Annotated in this window: 17 protein-coding genes; 9 read left to right on the forward strand and 8 right to left on the reverse strand. The window is 64.1% G+C overall.

Features of this window, described 5'->3' with window-relative positions; all coding sequences use genetic code 11:
* Window positions 1-6 precede the first annotated feature (6 nt).
* Window positions 7-876: a cation diffusion facilitator family transporter gene (locus AAZU54_RS15640; protein ID WP_434727348.1), complete on the reverse strand. Its 870-nt coding sequence runs from the start codon at window positions 874-876 to the stop codon at window positions 7-9.
* Window positions 877-901: 25 nt separating this feature from the next.
* Complete coding sequence (locus AAZU54_RS15645) at window positions 902-1,321, reverse strand: polyribonucleotide nucleotidyltransferase (RefSeq protein ID WP_186556694.1); 420 nt, start codon at window positions 1,319-1,321, stop codon at window positions 902-904.
* Between the two features lie 117 nt (window positions 1,322-1,438).
* Here AAZU54_RS15645 and hrpB point away from each other — a divergent pair, with 117 nt between their 5' ends.
* The gene (gene hrpB / locus AAZU54_RS15650) at window positions 1,439-3,967 is read left to right on the forward strand and encodes an ATP-dependent helicase HrpB (RefSeq protein WP_434727349.1); all 2,529 of its coding nucleotides are present in this window, start codon (window positions 1,439-1,441) and stop codon (window positions 3,965-3,967) included.
* A gap of 28 nt (window positions 3,968-3,995) precedes the next feature.
* Here hrpB and AAZU54_RS15655 read toward each other — a convergent pair whose 3' ends face one another.
* The 3 genes from AAZU54_RS15655 to AAZU54_RS15665 all read right to left on the reverse strand — a co-directional run bounded on the left by AAZU54_RS15655 (window position 3,996) and on the right by AAZU54_RS15665 (window position 6,394).
* The gene (locus tag AAZU54_RS15655; RefSeq protein WP_186556696.1) at window positions 3,996-4,487 is read right to left on the reverse strand and encodes a hypothetical protein; all 492 of its coding nucleotides are present in this window, start codon (window positions 4,485-4,487) and stop codon (window positions 3,996-3,998) included.
* 109 nt (window positions 4,488-4,596) lie between these two features.
* Entirely contained in the window at window positions 4,597-5,676 is a 1,080-nt protein-coding gene (locus AAZU54_RS15660; RefSeq protein ID WP_434727350.1) for an endonuclease/exonuclease/phosphatase family protein, read from the reverse strand.
* A gap of 61 nt (window positions 5,677-5,737) precedes the next feature.
* Complete coding sequence (locus AAZU54_RS15665; RefSeq protein WP_186556698.1) at window positions 5,738-6,394, reverse strand: YciC family protein; 657 nt, start codon at window positions 6,392-6,394, stop codon at window positions 5,738-5,740.
* Window positions 6,395-6,550: 156 nt separating this feature from the next.
* Here AAZU54_RS15665 and AAZU54_RS15670 point away from each other — a divergent pair, with 156 nt between their 5' ends.
* Entirely contained in the window at window positions 6,551-7,288 is a 738-nt protein-coding gene (locus AAZU54_RS15670) for a DUF2076 domain-containing protein (RefSeq protein ID WP_392465919.1), read from the forward strand.
* 75 nt (window positions 7,289-7,363) lie between these two features.
* Window positions 7,364-7,843, forward strand: coding sequence for an NYN domain-containing protein (locus AAZU54_RS15675; RefSeq protein WP_434727351.1), 480 nt, complete (start codon window positions 7,364-7,366; stop codon window positions 7,841-7,843).
* Window positions 7,844-7,943: 100 nt separating this feature from the next.
* Here AAZU54_RS15675 and AAZU54_RS15680 read toward each other — a convergent pair whose 3' ends face one another.
* A complete protein-coding gene (locus tag AAZU54_RS15680) occupies window positions 7,944-8,402 on the reverse strand; it encodes an Lrp/AsnC family transcriptional regulator (RefSeq protein WP_186556701.1) in 459 nt (152 codons plus the stop codon).
* 157 nt (window positions 8,403-8,559) lie between these two features.
* Here AAZU54_RS15680 and yedA point away from each other — a divergent pair, with 157 nt between their 5' ends.
* Both yedA and AAZU54_RS15690 read left to right on the forward strand, forming a co-directional pair.
* Window positions 8,560-9,480 (forward strand): drug/metabolite exporter YedA, encoded by a 921-nt coding sequence (gene yedA / locus AAZU54_RS15685; RefSeq protein WP_312152906.1) that lies wholly within the window; start codon window positions 8,560-8,562, stop codon window positions 9,478-9,480.
* A gap of 98 nt (window positions 9,481-9,578) precedes the next feature.
* On the forward strand, window positions 9,579-10,910 hold the full coding sequence (locus AAZU54_RS15690; protein ID WP_186556703.1) for a DEAD/DEAH box helicase: 1,332 nt from the start codon (window positions 9,579-9,581) through the stop codon (window positions 10,908-10,910).
* Between the two features lie 291 nt (window positions 10,911-11,201).
* Here the strand turns inward: AAZU54_RS15690 and AAZU54_RS15695 are convergent, their stop codons facing one another.
* Together AAZU54_RS15695 and AAZU54_RS15700 are read right to left on the reverse strand one after the other, a co-directional pair.
* A complete protein-coding gene (locus tag AAZU54_RS15695; protein WP_434727352.1) occupies window positions 11,202-12,440 on the reverse strand; it encodes a TIGR03862 family flavoprotein in 1,239 nt (412 codons plus the stop codon).
* Window positions 12,441-12,589: 149 nt separating this feature from the next.
* Window positions 12,590-13,504 carry a histone deacetylase family protein gene (locus AAZU54_RS15700; protein WP_392465926.1) on the reverse strand — a complete coding sequence of 305 codons (915 nt, stop codon included), beginning with the start codon at window positions 13,502-13,504 and terminating at the stop codon, window positions 12,590-12,592.
* A 130-nt stretch (window positions 13,505-13,634) separates the two neighbouring features.
* On the opposite strand from AAZU54_RS15700, the gene AAZU54_RS15705 reads away from it, so the two are divergent.
* From AAZU54_RS15705 to AAZU54_RS15720, 4 genes are all read left to right on the forward strand, one after another.
* Entirely contained in the window at window positions 13,635-14,204 is a 570-nt protein-coding gene (locus tag AAZU54_RS15705; RefSeq protein ID WP_405129713.1) for a GNAT family N-acetyltransferase, read from the forward strand.
* 96 nt (window positions 14,205-14,300) lie between these two features.
* Window positions 14,301-15,170, forward strand: coding sequence for an acyl-CoA thioesterase II (gene tesB / locus AAZU54_RS15710; protein WP_434727353.1), 870 nt, complete (start codon window positions 14,301-14,303; stop codon window positions 15,168-15,170).
* Complete coding sequence (locus tag AAZU54_RS15715) at window positions 15,167-15,757, forward strand: HAD family hydrolase (protein WP_186557732.1); 591 nt, start codon at window positions 15,167-15,169, stop codon at window positions 15,755-15,757. Before tesB ends, AAZU54_RS15715 begins: the two co-directional genes overlap by 4 nt.
* Window positions 15,758-15,936: 179 nt before the next feature.
* Window positions 15,937-16,947, forward strand: coding sequence for a zinc-dependent alcohol dehydrogenase family protein (locus AAZU54_RS15720; protein WP_434727354.1), 1,011 nt, complete (start codon window positions 15,937-15,939; stop codon window positions 16,945-16,947).
* The last annotated feature ends 147 nt before the right edge of the window (window positions 16,948-17,094 follow it).

A 17,094-nucleotide genomic window follows, 5' to 3' on the forward strand; every position in this document is an offset into this window, starting at 1 on the left:
AGCGAATCACACAGGATCAGCATGCACCATCACATCGGCCTGTGGATAACGCTGGCGGATCACCGCTGAAGCCTGCACGCACAGCTCATGGGCATCATGCAGCGCCAGCTCGCCAGGCAACTCCAGGTGCAACTGCACGAACCAGTAACTGCCAGACACCCGCGTGCGCAAATCATGCGCACCGCGCACGCCGGGAATCGCGCAGACCAACTCCAGCATCCGCTCACCCACGTCTGCCGGCAGCTCCTTGTCCATCAGAATCGCAGTACTTTCCCGAGCGATCTGAATCGCGCTCCAGAGAATGTACAACGCGATTCCCAGGCCAAACAGCGCATCCAGCTGCGGCCAACCAAAGCCTGCCAGCAGCAGCGCCAAGAGAATGCTGCCGTTGAGCAGCAGATCGGAGCGGTAGTGCAGCGAGTCGGCGCGCACCGCAGTGGAGCCGGTGGCGCGGATGACCTTGCGCTGAAACGCCAACAACGCCAGGGTCAGGACCAGTGACAGCACCATCACCGCAATACCCGCCGCAGTATCCCCCAGCGGCTGTGGTGCGCGCAGGCGCTCCACCGCCTGCACGCCGATCAGCACCGCACTGAAGCCAATGAACAGCGCCTGTGCCATCCCCGCGAGCGCCTCGGCCTTGCCGTGGCCAAAGCGATGATCATCATCAGCCGGGCGCAGCGCGTAGTGCACCGCCAGCAGGTTGAGCAATGACGCCACTGCATCGAGCGCTGAGTCGGTCAGCCCCGCCAGCAGGCTGACCGAGCCACTCAGCCACCAGCCCACGGCCTTGCTCAACACCAGGATACTGGCCACTGCCAGCGAGGCGTGGGTGGCCAGGCGCAGCAGGCGTTGCTGTTCTGCGGTTGGGGTCATGCGGGCGGCAAAGTCCTTGTGCGAATCAGGCGGCCGGTACCAGGCCGTAGGCAGCCAGTTGCTCGACGCTGCCGCGATGCTGGATCAGTCGCGGGTCGTTCAGCGGCAGGCGCTGGCCCAGTTCGCTTTCGAGGATAGCCTGCAGCTTGGCGTTGTCGACCTTGCCATCGGCATCGATCGCCGGCTTGAGCTTGGCCGGATCGACCTGCGCGGTAGTGCCGCCAGGGTAGTAGATGGCGCCGGTCGCGAAGTCGATGCCAAAGGCGATCAGCCCCGGGATCACGTAGAACAGGATGCCGATGGCGTCGAGGGCGGCGACCACCGGGTCGATCTTGCCTTCGATCTGGCCGCGGCGGTCTGGATAGAACAGCGTGCCGCAGGCCGTCAGCTGGGTCAGCAGGGTGGCGACTAGAACGCCACCGATGACACGGGATGGGATGCGCATGTAAATCTCCGATGGAAAGTCGCAACGATCGCGGCAAACGGCCGCTATCGAACATTATGACCATGATAGGTCCTGGCCGGTTCGCCGTTATACTCGGCGGCTCGTTCGAGGACCACCATGATTTCATTACCAATCGATGCCGTATTGCCCGCGCTGCGCCAAGCGCTCAGCAGCCGCCACGAAGCCGTGCTGGAGGCGCCGCCCGGCGCTGGCAAGACTACCCGCGTGCCGCTGGCGCTGCTCGATGAGCCGTGGCTGGCGGGGCAGCGCATCGTCATGCTCGAGCCGCGCCGACTGGCTGCACAGGCGGCAGCCGAGCGGCTGGCCAGCGAGCTGGGGGAGAAGGTCGGCGAAACGGTCGGCTACCGGATTCGGCTGGACAGCAAGGTCGGCCCCACTACGCGTATCGAAGTGGTCACCGAAGGCATCCTTACCCGCCGCCTGCAAGCGGATCCGGCCTTGGAAGGCGTTGGCCTGCTGATCTTCGATGAGTTTCATGAGCGTTCGCTGGATGCTGACTTGGCGCTGGCGCTGAGCCTCAATGGCCGCGAGCTTTTACGCGACGATCCGCCGCTGAAGATCCTGCTGATGTCGGCGACCCTGGAAGGCGAGCGCCTGTCACGGCTGCTGGATCAGGCACCGGTGGTTAGCAGCGAAGGACGCATGCACCCGGTGGATATCCAATGGGGGCGGCCGTTTCAGCCCGGTGAGTTCGTCGAGCCACGGGTAGTCGACTGCGTACTGCAGGGGCTGGCCGAGCAATCCGGCAGCCTGTTGGTGTTCTTGCCCGGGCAGGCCGAGATCCGCCGGGTGCATCAAGCTCTTCAGGACGCGCTAGGCGAGCGGCCAGACATCCTGCTGTGCCCGCTACATGGCGAACTTGACCTCAATGCACAACGGGCTGCCATCGAGCCTGCGCCCGCAGGCCTGCGCAAAGTGGTGCTGGCCACCAATATCGCCGAGACCAGCCTGACCATCGACGGCGTGCGGGTGGTGATCGACGCCGGCCTGGCGCGGCTGCCGCGGTTTGATCCGGGGAGCGGCATGACCCGCCTGGACACCCAGCGTATCTCCCGCGCCAGCGCCACCCAGCGCGCCGGACGGGCTGGGCGGCTTGAGCCAGGCGTGTGCTACCGCTTGTGGTCCGAGGCCCAGCATGAGCAATTGGCCGCGCACGGCAGCGCCGAGATCCTCCAGGCAGACCTGGCAGGCCTGGCCCTGCAACTGGCGCGCTGGGGTGTGACACCCGAGCAACTGCGCTGGCTCGATCAACCACCGAGCGCCGCCTACGCCCAATCGCAAGACCTGCTGGCGCGCCTTGGTGCGTTCAAGCCCGGCAGCCGCGACAGCCTGAGCGAGCATGGCCAGGCGATGGCTGAGTTGCCGGCCCATCCGCGCATCGCCCATCTGTTGTTGCGCGGCCAGCACCTTGGCCTGACTGATATGGCCTGCAATGTTGCCGCATTGCTCGGCGAGCGCGATATCCAGCGCGGCGGCGGCGCCGACCTGCATACTCGACTGGCGCTGCTCAGTGGCGAAAGCAAGCTGACACGAGGCGGCCAGGGTGGGGTACAACGTGCTCGTCAGCTGGCTCGCCAATACCGTGGCCTGCTGCGTGGCAACCCGGTCACCCCTGTGGCTGACCCTGAGCATCCGCGCTGGCTGGGCGCCTTGCTGGCGCTGGCGTATCCGGACCGGGTCGCCCAACAACGGCGCGAAGGCGGCGCCGAGTATCGCCTGGCCAACGGCCGCGCCGCGCTGTTTGCTGAAGTCGATGGGTTGATGAAGTGCCCATGGTTGGTGATTGCCGATCTGGGCAGCCGCCAGGGCCAGCGCGAAGAGCGGATCTACCTGGCGGCCGAATTCGATCCTGGCTTGTTCGAAGAGGTGCTCGCCGAGCAGGTCGAAACCCTCGATATCCTCGACTGGGATGAGCGCGAACAGGTGTTGCGCGCCGAGCGTCAGCGCAAGGTCGGCGAGCTGGTGCTCAGCCGTGAAGCGTTGCCTGGCCTGAGCGATGAGGCTCGGGCGCGGGCCTTGCTCGGCTTGGTCCGGCGCAAGACCTTGGCGCTGTTGCCGTGGACGCCAGCGCTCCGCCAGTGGCAGGCCCGCATTGCCTTGCTGCGCCAGTTGGATCTGCACAAGAGCGTGGAGAGTGAATGGCCAGATCTGTCTGACGAAGCGCTGCTCGCGAGTCTTGAAGACTGGTTGCAGCCTTATTTGGGCAAGGTCTCGCGGCTGAGTCACTTCGCCCAGTTGGACCTGTCATCGATCCTGCGCAACCTGCTGCCCTGGCCGCTGCCGCAACGCTTGGATGAGTGGGCACCAGAGCACCTCAATGTGCCATCGGGCTCCAACATCCGCCTGGACTACAGCGAAACCCCACCGATTCTGGCCGTGCGTCTGCAAGAGCTGTTCGGCCTGGCCGACACGCCGCGCATCGCCCAAGGCCGCCAGCAGGTCAAGTTGCACCTGCTGTCGCCCGCGCGACGGCCGGTGCAGGTGACGCAGGATCTGGCCAACTTCTGGCGCACGACCTACGCCGAAGTGAAAAAAGACCTCAAGGGCCGCTACCCCAAACATTACTGGCCGGATGATCCCTTGGTCGCGGAAGCGACGGCACGCGCCAAGCCCCGCGGCCGCTGAAAATCAGCTGCGGGGACCTTGGTATTGACTAATGGGAACGGACGATCAAAAACTCAAGCGGTACACCATCACCGATGGTCAGGTGGGCCATTTTTTGCTCGGAGACATGTTCGATTTTCACCTGGTGACCCTGATTATCACGGATCAGGCAGCGCAGCTCATCCTTGGACCATTCCACCGGCTGCAGCTTCCAGTAATCTAACTCGTCTGTCTGGTCGTACAGCCCCAGGTAGCCATTGTCGCTGATACCCAGCTTGCGGCGGCTGTTGGAGGCCAGAGCGACCTTGAAATGCAAGCGATTCTCGCCTCTTGAATGGAATCGAAAGAGAAACAACGAAGGACCTGCGCTGCCGCCGACCTTGAGCCAGCCATCGTCGACATGGATATCGACGCCAAAGCTCAGGTCGTGATGGGTCTTGAAGGGGTGGACTGGGTAGCGTTTGCCATCCTCTAGCAAGTAGATGCTGCCGATAAAAGACTGACCATCGGCCCAGTGGTTGCTAGGTTGCGGTTCGTTCATAGCCTGCGTCCCTGTGGATGAATGTCGCCACGGTAGACGAGGGACATGCAGGGCAGCAGGCTGAACGATTTCTCCGGCGGGCTGCTTTTCCTGGGCAGCGCTGATTGGCTTAGCGCGCTTTGGGCAAGACCAAACGTGCGGTGATCGGCAGATGATCGGAGATCTGCAGCGTATCTGCCTGCAGCACACGCGCCTCCAATCGCTGCAGGCGCGGACTGTGCAGCAGGTAGTCGAGCGTGCGGTCAGGTCCGCTCACGGCCGGGTCATTGGGGAAGTGGGTGAGCCAGGCGTCGCGCTCGGCGCCGCTGGCTTCGGCATTACTGGGGATCATCGGGTACTTGTCCCACAGCAGGTGCAGGTCGCTGTCGGCCGGGTAGTTACCGCGCTGGGCCGGTGGCAGGCGACGGTACTGGCCCAGCGGCAACAGGTTGAAGTCGCCACCAATCAGCCATGGGGTGCCCTGGGTTTCCAGGCGATCGAGCACTTTGCTGACGTGCGCCACTTGCCGTCGTTGCAGGTCGCTGCCTGGCCGGTAGGGCGACAACCGCGTATTGAGCACCGCCAGGCGGCCGCCGTCGGCCAGCGGCAGATAGCTGACCAGCAGGGCCGGTTGCGGCTCCAGCAGGCGGGCCAGGGCGTTACTGGCGGTATTGGGCAATTGCAGGCGCTCGGCCTTGGCGATCGGGTACCGGCTGAGGGTTGCCAGGGTGCGGCCGACGCTGCCGGCGATGTGCCGGTCGGGGACGAAACCGGCTTTCCATTCGTCGGTCTGCATCGCGCAGGGGTACAGGTCGGCCAGACGCTCGCGCAGCAGGGCCAATTGGTCCTGGTAGTCGCTGGCCTTGGCGTCCTTGTCCAACTCCTGCAACAGGACGAGATCGGGCTGTTCGGCGCGGATCACGCGCGCCACTTCATCGAGGTTGAACGCCAGGTCTTCACGGGTGGGGCGGGTGTCGTTGCCGCGGCCTTGGTCGTACCAGAACACATAGCGCTTGCCGGCCAGGTACTGGACGTTCCAGCTCATCACGCTCAAGGTCTGCCCGGGCTGCAGCGGCTTGCCGGGGCCTTGGCAGGCGACTGCCACGGGTTCGCGGGGGGAGGGCTGCCAGCTCAGGTGCTCAGCGAGCAACCAGAGCAAGGCCAGCATCAGCAGCAGGAACAGCAGGACGTTGCGCAGTAGTCGGGTCATCGGCTCGGCTTGTCGGTGCGGATCGCGCCAGCATAACCGAGCCGTTCGTCGCCAGGCCAGTTCAGGCGCCGGCGTCGGCTTCCAACAACATGAAGATGCGGAACAGCACCACGCTGCTGAACAGCTGCAACAGGCCGCTGAGGCTGTCCATGGCCAGTTGCACGCCAGGTTGTGGCTGTGGGAAGGCCATCATCAGCAGGCCGTCGAGCAGCCACACCGGCGCCAGCGAGGCGAACACGCAGACCAGGATGCGCATGAAGTGCCCAGTGGTCATTCGCGCGCTCTCGCGCATCGACTGCACCACGGGCAAGCCGCGCAGCACCAGCAGGTATTCGGCGAACACCAGGTTGATCATGATCCAGATGCCGGGAAACACGAACAGCGCCAGGCCCGCCATGATCAGCAGGGTACTGATCATGATCAGCAAGGCCAGCTGCGGCCACAGCTGCAGGGCGCGGGCGAACAGGTTGCGCTTGAGGATGTCCTGGCCCTGGGTGCGGGTGTCGAGGTAGAGGATCAGCGCCGCGCTGTACAGCGGATACAGCAGCAGGCTGACCAGCATGCCGTAGGCCGGCGACGCCTGTTCGCCCATCTGGCGGTACAGCAGCTGGGTGAGCAGGGCCTCGAGCACGATCAACGGCAGGCAGAGCTGGATGATGCTCGCCAGGTGACGGCGGAAAAAGTACAGGGAGTCGCGCAGAACGCTCAGCGGATTCATCAGTCAACATCGCATGGCTGTAAAAGCAGGGGCGTAACTTTAGCCCACTCAAGGCCTGGCTGAAAAAAGTTTCACGCGCCCGCTGATTGAATCCCGCGCCTGCGCCCCCCATCTTTGACGCTGTCCGATGTCCCGCTTGCCCGCACGAGGTAGCCCATGAATACTGAAGAACAAACCCTGATCGACGGCCTGTTTGGCCGCATCAAGCAAGCCGAAGACCCCAGCCAGCCGCGCGACGCGCAGGCCCAGGCGTGCATCGAGGAACATGTGCGCCAGCAGCCGGCGGCGCCTTACTACATGGCCCAGGCGATCCTCGTCCAAGAGGCAGCGATCAAGCGCCTCGATGAGCAAAACAAGCAGCTGGAAAACGAACTCAAGCAGGCCCGCGCTCAGCTCGAGGCCAGCCGTGGGGCTAGCAATGGCGGCGGCTTCCTGTCGAGCATCTTCGGTGCCGGTAGCCGCGCACCTGCCCCGCAACCGCAACGCTCTGTCGCACCAGGTGCCAGCGCTGGTGGCTGGCGCGAGCCGTCGGCACCGGGTTACGCGCAAGCGCAGCCACAGCAGGCTTCGGCCTTCAACGCCGCGCCCGCGCGCAGTGGTGCCAGCAGTTTCCTCGGCGGCGCCATGCAGACCGCTGCCGGGGTCGCGGGTGGGGTCTTGCTGGCACAAGGCCTCAGCAGCCTGTTCAACCATCATTCGCAACCTGAGGAAGTGGTTGAAGTGATCAAGGAAGAGCCAGCCCCGGCCAGCGATTCGGGCGGCTGGAATGACCAGGCCGGCCAGCAGCAGGTGGCCGACAATGGCGGCTATGCTGGCGATCAGGGCGGCTTCATGGACAGCGACTACGGCAACGACGACGGCGGCTTCTTCGCTGACGACGACACCTTCGTCTGAGGCCTCTGGCATACTGCTGGGCTTGTGGGGTTGTACGCCAACCCCTTTCTCGCAGGATTACCCAAGGGTTGTGTGGTGAAAAAGATCGCGCTGTTCGCCGATGTGCAGAACCTCTACTACACCGTCCGCCAGGCCCATGGCTGCCATTTCAACTACACCGCACTGTGGGCCGAGGTCAGCCGCCAGGGGCAGATCGTCGAGGCGGTGGCCTATGCCATCGACCGCGGCGACAGCAAGCAGCAGCAATTCCAGCAGATCTTGCGCAACCTGGGCTTCGAGGTGCGCTTGAAACCCTACATCCAGCGCAGCGATGGCTCGGCCAAGGGTGACTGGGATGTGGGTATTACCCTGGATGTGATCGAGGCGGCGAGCCGGGTCGACCAAGTGGTGCTGGCCTCGGGTGATGGCGACTTCGACTTGCTGCTGGAGCGAGCGATCCAGCGTTATGGGGTCGAGACCGTGGTGTATGGCGTGCCCGGGCTGACGGCGTTGTCGCTGATTCGCGCGGCCACTGACTATGTGCCGATCGAAGGCTCGCTGCTGCTGCGTCATTGATTGAGCACGCTATCGCGGGGCAAGCCCGCTCCCAGGCAGAGCCAACTTGGCGTGGGAGCGGGCTTGCCCCGCGATAGCGTCAGGCCAGACACCGCAGGTCTCAGCTCTTTTTGCCATTGCCCGCGAGTTGCTGCAACGGCACCCGCCGCTCCACCGCACTTGAAAGAATGATCGAGGTCTTGCTGAAGCCCAGCTGCGATACCCGATTGATCAGCGCCTCCAGCTCACTCATCGACCCCACTGCCGCCTGCATGATCACGCACGGATCGCCCGTGACCCGATGACACTCAGTGAGCTCGGGAATCCGCGCCAGCTCATCGTAAGCCTGCTGGTTGCCATGGCTGGCCAGGCGCAGCTCGATCACGCACTGGATCGGCAGGCCGATCTTTTCCAGGTCCACCTTGGCCGTATAGCCGGTGATCACCCCGCTGGCCTCAAGCTTGGCCACCCGCTCGGCCACCGCAGGTGGTGAAAGGTTCACCTGTCGCGCCAGCTGCGCGTAAGTGGCCCGGCCGTTTTCCAACAGGGCGGCGAGGAGCATGCGGTCGTACTTGTCCATGACGGGTTTCGCTCGTTTCAAGCAATCAACGGCAAAGGCAGCAAATAACCATTCATTGCAAAGTGTGTGGGTGATTTAAACGTGTTTTGTAACTTAAGTTTGCGCAAGGCCCTTTCTAAACTAAGTCACCCGTAAACGGATTTCGAGTGTTTTCCCCATGCCTGCCTCCCGTCGTGTTCCCTGGTTGCTCATCGGTGCCTTTCTTGCCCTGTATCTGGTCTGGGGCTCGACCTACCTGTTCATCCGCATTGGCGTCGAATCCTGGCCGCCGATGATGATGGCGGGGATTCGCTTCGTGATCGCCGGCAGCCTGTTGTATGGCTTTTTGCGCTGGCGCGGGGTGCCGGCGCCAACCTGGCCGCAATGGCGCGCGGCTGGGGCGATTGGCTTTTTGCTGCTCAGCTGCGGCAATGGCGGGGTGACCCTGGCCGAGCATGCGGGCGTCGCCTCAGGAGTAGCAGCGCTGGCGGTGGCCACGGTACCGCTGTTTACCCTGGTGTTCGGTCTGTTGTTTGGCCATCGCAACTCGCGCCTGGAATGGGCGGGCATCTGCCTCGGATTGGCCGGCATCGCCATGCTCAACCTGGGCTCTAACCTGCAAGCCAGCCCGATGGGCGCGGCGCTGATCCTGTTTGCCGCCGCTGCCTGGGCGTTTGGCTCGGTATGGAGCAAGAGCCTGCCGCTGCCCCAAGGACCGATGGCCAGTGCAGCCGAGATGTTGGTTGGCGGCGCGGCGCTGCTGATTGGCAGTGCGGTCAGTGGCGAACGCTTGACCCAGATGCCAACCGCTGCTGGCTGGGGCGCGTTGGCGTACCTGGTGTTGTTCGGCTCGATCCTGGCCTTTAGCGCCTACATGTACCTGCTCAAGAACGTACGCCCGGCGGCGGCCACCAGCTATGCCTACGTCAACCCAGCCGTAGCAGTGCTGCTCGGGATCGCCTTCGCCGGTGAAACCATTGGCGCCGAAGAATGCGTGGCGATGGCGGTGATCATCGGCGCGGTGGTGCTGATCGGCCTGCCGCAGTGGCGCAAGGCGCCCGAGCAGCCGGCGCCGCTGAAGGGCGAAATGTGCAAATAGGCACGCGTCTGTGGGGCTGCGGGTGCGGCCCTATCGCGACACGAGGGTACTGGCGCAGGTAAACTGCCGCCTTCGCTGAACCCCCTGACGGTATTGCCATGAATTTCGCCAAACTCGGCCTGATCGAACCTTTGCTGCGCACCCTGCAGCAGCTGGACTACACCACCCCAACCCCGGTCCAGGCCCAGGCCATCCCCGCCGTACTGGCCGGCCGCGACCTGATGGCCGCGGCCCAGACCGGCACCGGCAAGACTGCAGGCTTTGCCTTGCCAGTGTTGCAGCGCCTGGCGTTGGAAGGTGAGAAGGTCGCCAGCAATTCGATCCGCGCCCTGGTGCTGGTGCCGACCCGCGAGCTGGCCGAGCAGGTGCATGCCAATATCCAGGAATACGCCGAGAACCTGCCGGTTTCCACCTATGCGGTCTACGGCGGGGTAAGCATCAACCCGCAGATGATGCGCCTGCGCCGGGGTGTCGATTTGCTGGTGGCCACCCCCGGTCGCTTGCTCGACCTGTTCCGCCAGAACGCGGTGAAGTTCGGCCAGGTGCAGACCCTGGTGCTCGACGAAGCCGACCGCATGCTCGACCTGGGCTTTGCCGAGGAGTTGCAGTCGGTGTACGCCGCGCTGCCGCGCAAGCGCCAGACCCTGTTGTTCTCCGCCACCTTCTCCGATCAGATCCGCATGCTCGCGGGCCTGGCCCTGAATGATCCGCTGAGCATCGAAGTCAGCCCCCGCAATGCCACCGCCAGCACGGTCAAGCAGTGGCTGGTGCCGGTCGACAAGAAGCGCAAGGCCGACCTGTTCTGCTACTTGCTGCGCAAGCAGCGCTGGAGCCAGGTGCTGGTGTTTGCCAAGACCCGTAATGGGGTCGATCAGTTGGTCGAGCGCTTGCTGGGCGAGGGGGTGAATGCCGATGGCATCCATGGTGATCGCCCGCAAGCGACTCGCCAGCGCGCGCTGGACAGCTTCAAGGCACGCGAGATCCAGGTGCTGGTGGCCACTGATGTCGCTGCACGCGGGCTGGATATCGACGATCTGCCGCTGGTGGTCAACCTCGACCTGCCGATCGTCGCCGAAGATTATGTGCACCGCATCGGCCGTACCGGCCGGGCGGGCAACAAGGGCGAGGCGATCTCGCTGGTGTGTGCCGATGAAGTGCAGATGCTCTCGGCGATCGAGACCCTGATTCGCCAGACCCTGCCACGCCATGAAGAGCCAGACTTCATCCCTGATCACCGGGTGCCGATGACCGATGCCAGCGGGCAGGTGATCAAGAAGCCGAAAAAGCCCAAGAAGCCCAAGGAAAACAGCGCCAAACGCGGTTTGGGCAAGTGGATGGACAGTACCGAGTCGGGGACTTCGGCGCCGACCGTCAAGGCGGTGCGCAAGGTGCCGAGCTTCAATGGTGGGCCGCGTAAGCGTAAGCCTTGAGATCCGGCCCATCGCAGGCTCCCTCAGCGCCTACAGAGGGTGGTGAAGCAGCAGTGTGTCAGTGCAGGACCCTTCGCGGGCAAGCCCGCTCCCACAGGGGCTTGTGCTGGTAGGGCGGGTTTAGTTGTGTCAGTGCCAGCCAGCAACGGCAGGTGCTGACACAACCGGGAAGTGGCTCCACCCGAAGCCGGTGCTGACACAACAAAACAGTTGATACACCAGCAATCCCTGTGGGAGCGGGCTTGCCCGCGAAGAGGCCGTTCCTGGCACCCTCGGGGCAGGGCCTTGCTTCTAGGCTTGCTTAAGCCAATCCGCTGCCGCCCGACCTGCGCGCAGGCCGCTGGCAAAACATGCGGTCAGCAGATAGCCGCCGGTCGGCGCCTCCCAGTCGAGCATCTCGCCTGCACAGAACACCCCTGGCAACTGGCGCAGCATCAAGCCCTCATCCACCCCTTCAAAGCGCACCCCACCGGCACTGCTGATCGCCTCATCCAGTGGCCGCGCGCGCAGCAGTTCGATCGGCAACGCCTTGATCGCCGCGGCCAGTGCCTGCGGATCGGCGAAGGTCGCCTGATCGGTCAGCTCACGCAGCAGCGCCGCCTTGACCCCGTCGATCCCCAGCTGGCTGTGCAGATGCTTGGCCATCGAGCGTGAGCCGCGAGGCTTGGCCAGGGCCTGGGCGATTTTGTCCACAGGCCGGTCAGGTAGCAGATCCAGCAGCAGCGTAGCTTTGCCCGCGCGATTGATCGCTTCACGGACCTGCGCCGACCAGGCATACACCAAGCTGCCTTCCACGCCTTGCGCAGTGAGGATGAACTCACCCTTGCGCGCAGCACTGCCGGGAACGCTCAGGGCAATGTTCTTCAACGGTGCGCCGGCGAACTTGTTGACCAGCAGTTCGCTCCAGCCCGCAACTTCAAAACCGCAGTTGCTCGCTTGCAGCGGTGAGATATCCACAGCCCGTTCGGCCAGCAATGGCACCCAGGCGCCATCGGAACCCAGGCGTGCCCAACTGCCACCACCCAGCGCCAGTACCAGTGCATCGGCGCGCAGGTTCAACTCACCCTGTGGATAAGCGATCCGCAGCGATCCATCATCGTTCCAGCCCAGCCAGCGGTGGCGCGTGTGGATAACTACCCCGCTGTCGCGCAGGCGCTTGAGCCAGGCGCGCAGCAGCGGCGCGGCTTTCATGTCGCAAGGGAATACCCGCCCTGACGTGCCAACGAAGGTTTCGATGCCCAGCCCGTGGATCCACTGGCGTAGCGCCTGGCCATCGAAGTCGCGCAGCAGCCCATCGATCTCGCCGCTGCGCTCGGCGTAACGCGAGACGAAGGCCGGGTACTGCTCGGAATGGGTGATGTTCATGCCGCCGACCCCGGCCAGCAGGAACTTGCGCCCCACCGAAGGCATGGCATCGAACACCTGCACCGTCATACCGGCCGCAGCCAGCGCCTCGGCGGCCATCAGCCCGGCAGGGCCGCCACCGATCACGGCGACAAGGGGAGGGGAAGCGGGGCGTAGTTCAGGCATGGAGGGCGGCAGGCTGTGGAAAAGAGCTGGCATTCTACCCCAGCGCACCCCGTCGAAGCACTGTGCAAAAAATGACCAGTCCTTTGTAGCTCAGGCAGTTAGCGGTCTGTAGCCGCTTTCACTCAGGTTATCCACAAGCGGTTCCACAGTCATTGTGAACAACTGATGACCTTTGCCGCGCTGTGATGAAGGATACCGTGGCGTTTGGCTAAGGCTGCGCGGTCCTTGCTGTAGCCGCCGCCGATGACGCCGACTACCGGAATGTCGCGGCCCAGGCAGTGGCGCAGCACGCTTTCATCGCGAGCGGCCAGGCCTTCATCGGTCAATTGCAGGTAACCGAGGGCGTCGTCCTTGTGTACATCGACACCGGCGTCGTACAGCACCAGGTCAGGCTGGTACAGCGCCAGCAGGTAGTTCAGTGCATCATCCACCACCTTGAGGTACGCCGCATCGCCCATGCCTCGCGGCAGGGGGATGTCCCAATCGCTGTGGGCTTTGCGCGCCGGGAAGTTCTGCTCGCAGTGCAGCGACACAGTGATAGCTTCAGGGGTGTCATGCAGGATCCGCGCGGTGCCATCGCCCTGGTGCACGTCACAGTCGAAAATCAGCACCCGATGCACCCGCCCGGCTTCGAGCAGGTAGCGGCTGATCACGGCCAGGTCGTTGAAGATGCAGAAGCCGGCCGGGTGGTCGTAGTGAGCATGATGCGTGCCGCCAGCGAGGTGGCAGGCGATGCCGTCGCGCAGGGCCATTTCGGCGGTCAGTAGCGAGCCGCCCACGGCGCGCACGGTGCGCCGGGCCAAGGCTTCGCTCCAGGGCAGGCCGAGGCGGCGCTGGTCTTCGCGCGACAAGTCGCCGCTCAGGTAACGCTCGATGTAGTCGCGGTCGTGGGCCAGGGCGAGGATGTCGTTGGGGCAGAGCTCGGGGCGCAGCAAGGCCTGGTCCGTGGTCAGGCCAGTGTCGACCAGGTGGTCGCGCAGCAAGCGGAACTTGTCCATCGGAAAGCGATGCTCGGCGGGAAACTCCGGGCTGTAGTCATCGTGGTAGATCAGCGGCAACGGCATGGTCGGTTCGCGGTAAGGTTCAGTGCTGATAGTGCCAGTTGGGTTGTTTATGCGCTATTGCTGGGGCCGCAAAGCGGACCCAATTTCGCCTAATCTAAAGCGTGCAGGACAAACACCCGGAGCTCACTCGATGACGCCAATTCTTCACCTGGAAAGCGCCCGCCTGACATTGCGCCAATGGCACGATGACGACCTGCGCGAGTTCGCTGCGATGTGCGCCGACCCGCAGGTGATGCGTTACTTCCCGGCGCCGCTGACGCGCCTGGAAGCGGCCGCGCTGATCGGCCGGATTCGCGGGCATTTCAATGAATACGGCTTTGGCCTGTGGGCGCTGGAGCGCAAGGACAGCGGCGCCTTCATCGGCATGACCGGCTTGCTCCACGTCAATTTCGACGCCCCGTTCGGCCCAGCCGTAGAGATCGGCTGGCGCCTGGCACGGCGTCACTGGGGGCTGGGCTTTGCCAGCGAGGCGGCGTGGACCTGCCTGCGTTGTGCTTTCGCCCAATTGCGCCTGGATGAGGTGGTGTCGTTCACTAGCCAGAGCAACCTGCCATCGCAGAAAGTCATGCAGGCGATCGGCATGCTGCACGACCCGGATGGCAGCTTCGAACACCCCCGCCTGCCGCCCGGCCACCCCTTGCGCCCCCACGTGCTGTACCGGATCAACCGCGCGCATTGGCAACAAACCCTGCGCGGCTGAATGGCTGGGCATGCGCGGTACTGATGACAAACCCTGTATCATTCTTCGTCTTAAAAGTGCTGTAGCGCCGTGATGCCTTGCTAGGAGAAAACCCCCATGAGCCATGTGTTGGACGACCTGGTCGACCTGCTGAGCCTCGAAGCGATCGAGGAGAACCTGTTCCGCGGACGCAGCCAGGACTTGGGCTTTCGCCAGTTGTATGGCGGCCAGGTGCTCGGCCAATCGCTGTCGGCGGCTAGCCAGACGGTCGAAGACGCCCGTCATGTGCATTCGCTGCATGGCTACTTCCTGCGCCCAGGCGATGCCAGCCTGCCGGTGGTCTACTCGGTTGACCGGGTACGTGACGGCGGCAGCTTCAGCACCCGCCGGGTCACCGCGATCCAGAAAGGCCACACCATTTTCACCTGCAGCGCCTCGTTCCAGTACGACGAGGAAAGCTTCGAGCACCAGGCGCAGATGCCTGATGTAGTCGGGCCGGAGAACCTGCCCAGCGAAGTCGAGCTGGCCAGCGCCATGGCCGATCACCTGCCTGAGCGCATCCGCGATAAAGTGCTGTGCGCCAAGCCAATCGAGATTCGCCCGGTGACCGAGCGCGATCCGTTCAACCCCAAGCCGGGCGATCCGGTGAAGTACGCCTGGTTCCGCGCCGACGGCAACCTGCCGGACATCCCGGCGTTGCACAAATACCTGTTGGCCTATGCCTCGGACTTCGGCCTGCTGACCACCTCGTTGCTGCCGCATGGCAAGTCGGTGTGGCAGAAGGACATGCAGATCGCCAGCCTCGATCATTCGCTGTGGTTCCACCGCAACCTGCGTGCCGACGACTGGCTGGTGTACGCCACCGACAGCCCCTGGGCCGGTAATGCTCGTGGCTTCTGCCGCGGCAGCATCTACAACCGCGCCGGCCAGCTGGTGGCCTCGTCGACCCAGGAAGGCTTGATCCGCCATCGCAAGGACTGGGCATGAGCCTGAGTGACGTGCGCAACTGGGTGTTCGACATGGACGGCACCCTCACCGTCGCGGTGCATGATTTCGCCGCGATTCGCCAGGCGCTGGGCATCCCGCCCGAGGACGATATCCTCACCCACCTGGCGGCGTTGCCGGCCGCTGAAGCGGCAGCCAAGCATGCCTGGTTGCTGGAGCACGAGCGCGACCTGGCGATGGCCTCGACCGCCGCCAGTGGTGCGGTCGAGCTGGTGCGTGAGCTGGCCGGGCGTGGTTGTCGGCTAGGGATTCTCACCCGTAACGCGCGAGAGCTGGCGCATGTCACGCTGGAGGCGATTGGCCTGGCCGATTGCTTTGCGGTCGAGCACATCCTGGGGCGTGACGAAGCGCAGCCCAAGCCCAGCCCTGATGGCTTGTTGAAGATTGCCCAGGCCTGGGAGGTGGCGCCGAGCGAGCTGGTGATGGTTGGCGATTACCGGTTTGATCTCGACTGCGGCCGGGCTGCCGGGGCGCGTACAGTGTTGGTGAACTTGCCGGATAACCCTTGGCCTGAGCTGGTGGACTGGCATGCGGCGGATTGCCGGGCATTGCGCGCCATGTTGGGTTGAGCGCACCGGCCTCATCGCGGGGCAAGCCCGCTCCCACGCAAACCGCGCCCTAAGCACGCCTCTGTAAAACACGAACTTGCGTGGGAGCGGGCTTGCCCCGCGATGACGGCGGCCCATGCAACGCCAGCTCTCATCTAAGCTGCATTGCACTTCTTGCCCACCATTAAAGGAATCCAGCCATGTCCAGCAAGGCCATCTACGTTCAACCCGGCGGCGGTTACGACAAGGTCCAGGTCGGCACCCGCGAGGCTGCCGCGCCACAGGCGGGTGAGATCACCGTGCGCCTGCACGCCAGCTCGCTCAACTACCACGACTTCGCCGTGGTCAGCGGTATGTGGGGGCCGAGTGAGCGGCGTATTCCCATGGCCGATGGTGCTGGCGAGGTAATCGCGGTTGGCGCTGGGGTCAGCGAATTCAAAGTCGGCGATGCCGTGGTCAGTACCTTCTTCCCCGATTGGCTGGACGGTCAGGCCCAGGTCGAAGGCTTTGCCAGCGTGCCCGGCGATGGCATCGACGGCTATGCCCGCGAGCAGGTAACCGCCCGCGCCACTTCATTCACCCTGGCGCCCAAAGGCTACAGCCACGCCGAGGCCGCGACCCTGACCACTGCAGGCCTCACCGCCTGGCGTGCGCTAATGGCCGATGATCGTTTGAAACCTGGCGACAGCGTGCTGGTGCAAGGCACTGGCGGGGTGTCCATCTTCGCCCTGCAATTCGCCAAACTGGCGGGCGCTACCGTGATCGCGACCTCGTCCAGTGACGCCAAGCTCGAACGGCTGAAGTCGTTGGGCGCCGATCACTTGATCAACTACCGCAGCACCCCGGCGTGGGGCGAGAAAGTTCGTGAGCTGACCGATAACCGCGGGGTTGATCATGTCATCGAGGTGGGCGGCCCGGCGACCCTTGAGCAGTCGATGATCGCTGCGCGTATTGGTGGGCATGTTTCGTTGATCGGGATTCTGACCGGCGTGGCTGGGCAGTTGCCGCTGGTGCAGGCGTTGGTCCGGCAGATTTGTCTGCAAGGCGTGCTGGTGGGCAGCCGCGCCCAGCAGCAGGCCATGGTGCGGGCGATCGATGCCAATGGCTTGCGGCCGGTGGTGGACAAGCATTTCGAGCTGGAGCAGATCGTCGAGGCGTTCCAGTACCAGGAGAGCAACAAGCATTTCGGCAAGATCTGCCTGACCTTCTGAGTCCATGGTTTTTGGGGGCTGCGAAGCAGACCCCAAAGCCAATTTCAAAGATGTAATGGATTGTGTTGGAAAGCCCCCCGAGCAATACATTTGCGCACACCGGAGAGGCAGACCTGCTCGCTAAAATGCCGCGCTTCGATTCCCCGC

The organism is Pseudomonas sp. Je.1.5.c, from assembly GCF_051129895.1.
Classification (GTDB): domain Bacteria; phylum Pseudomonadota; class Gammaproteobacteria; order Pseudomonadales; family Pseudomonadaceae; genus Aquipseudomonas; species Aquipseudomonas urmiensis.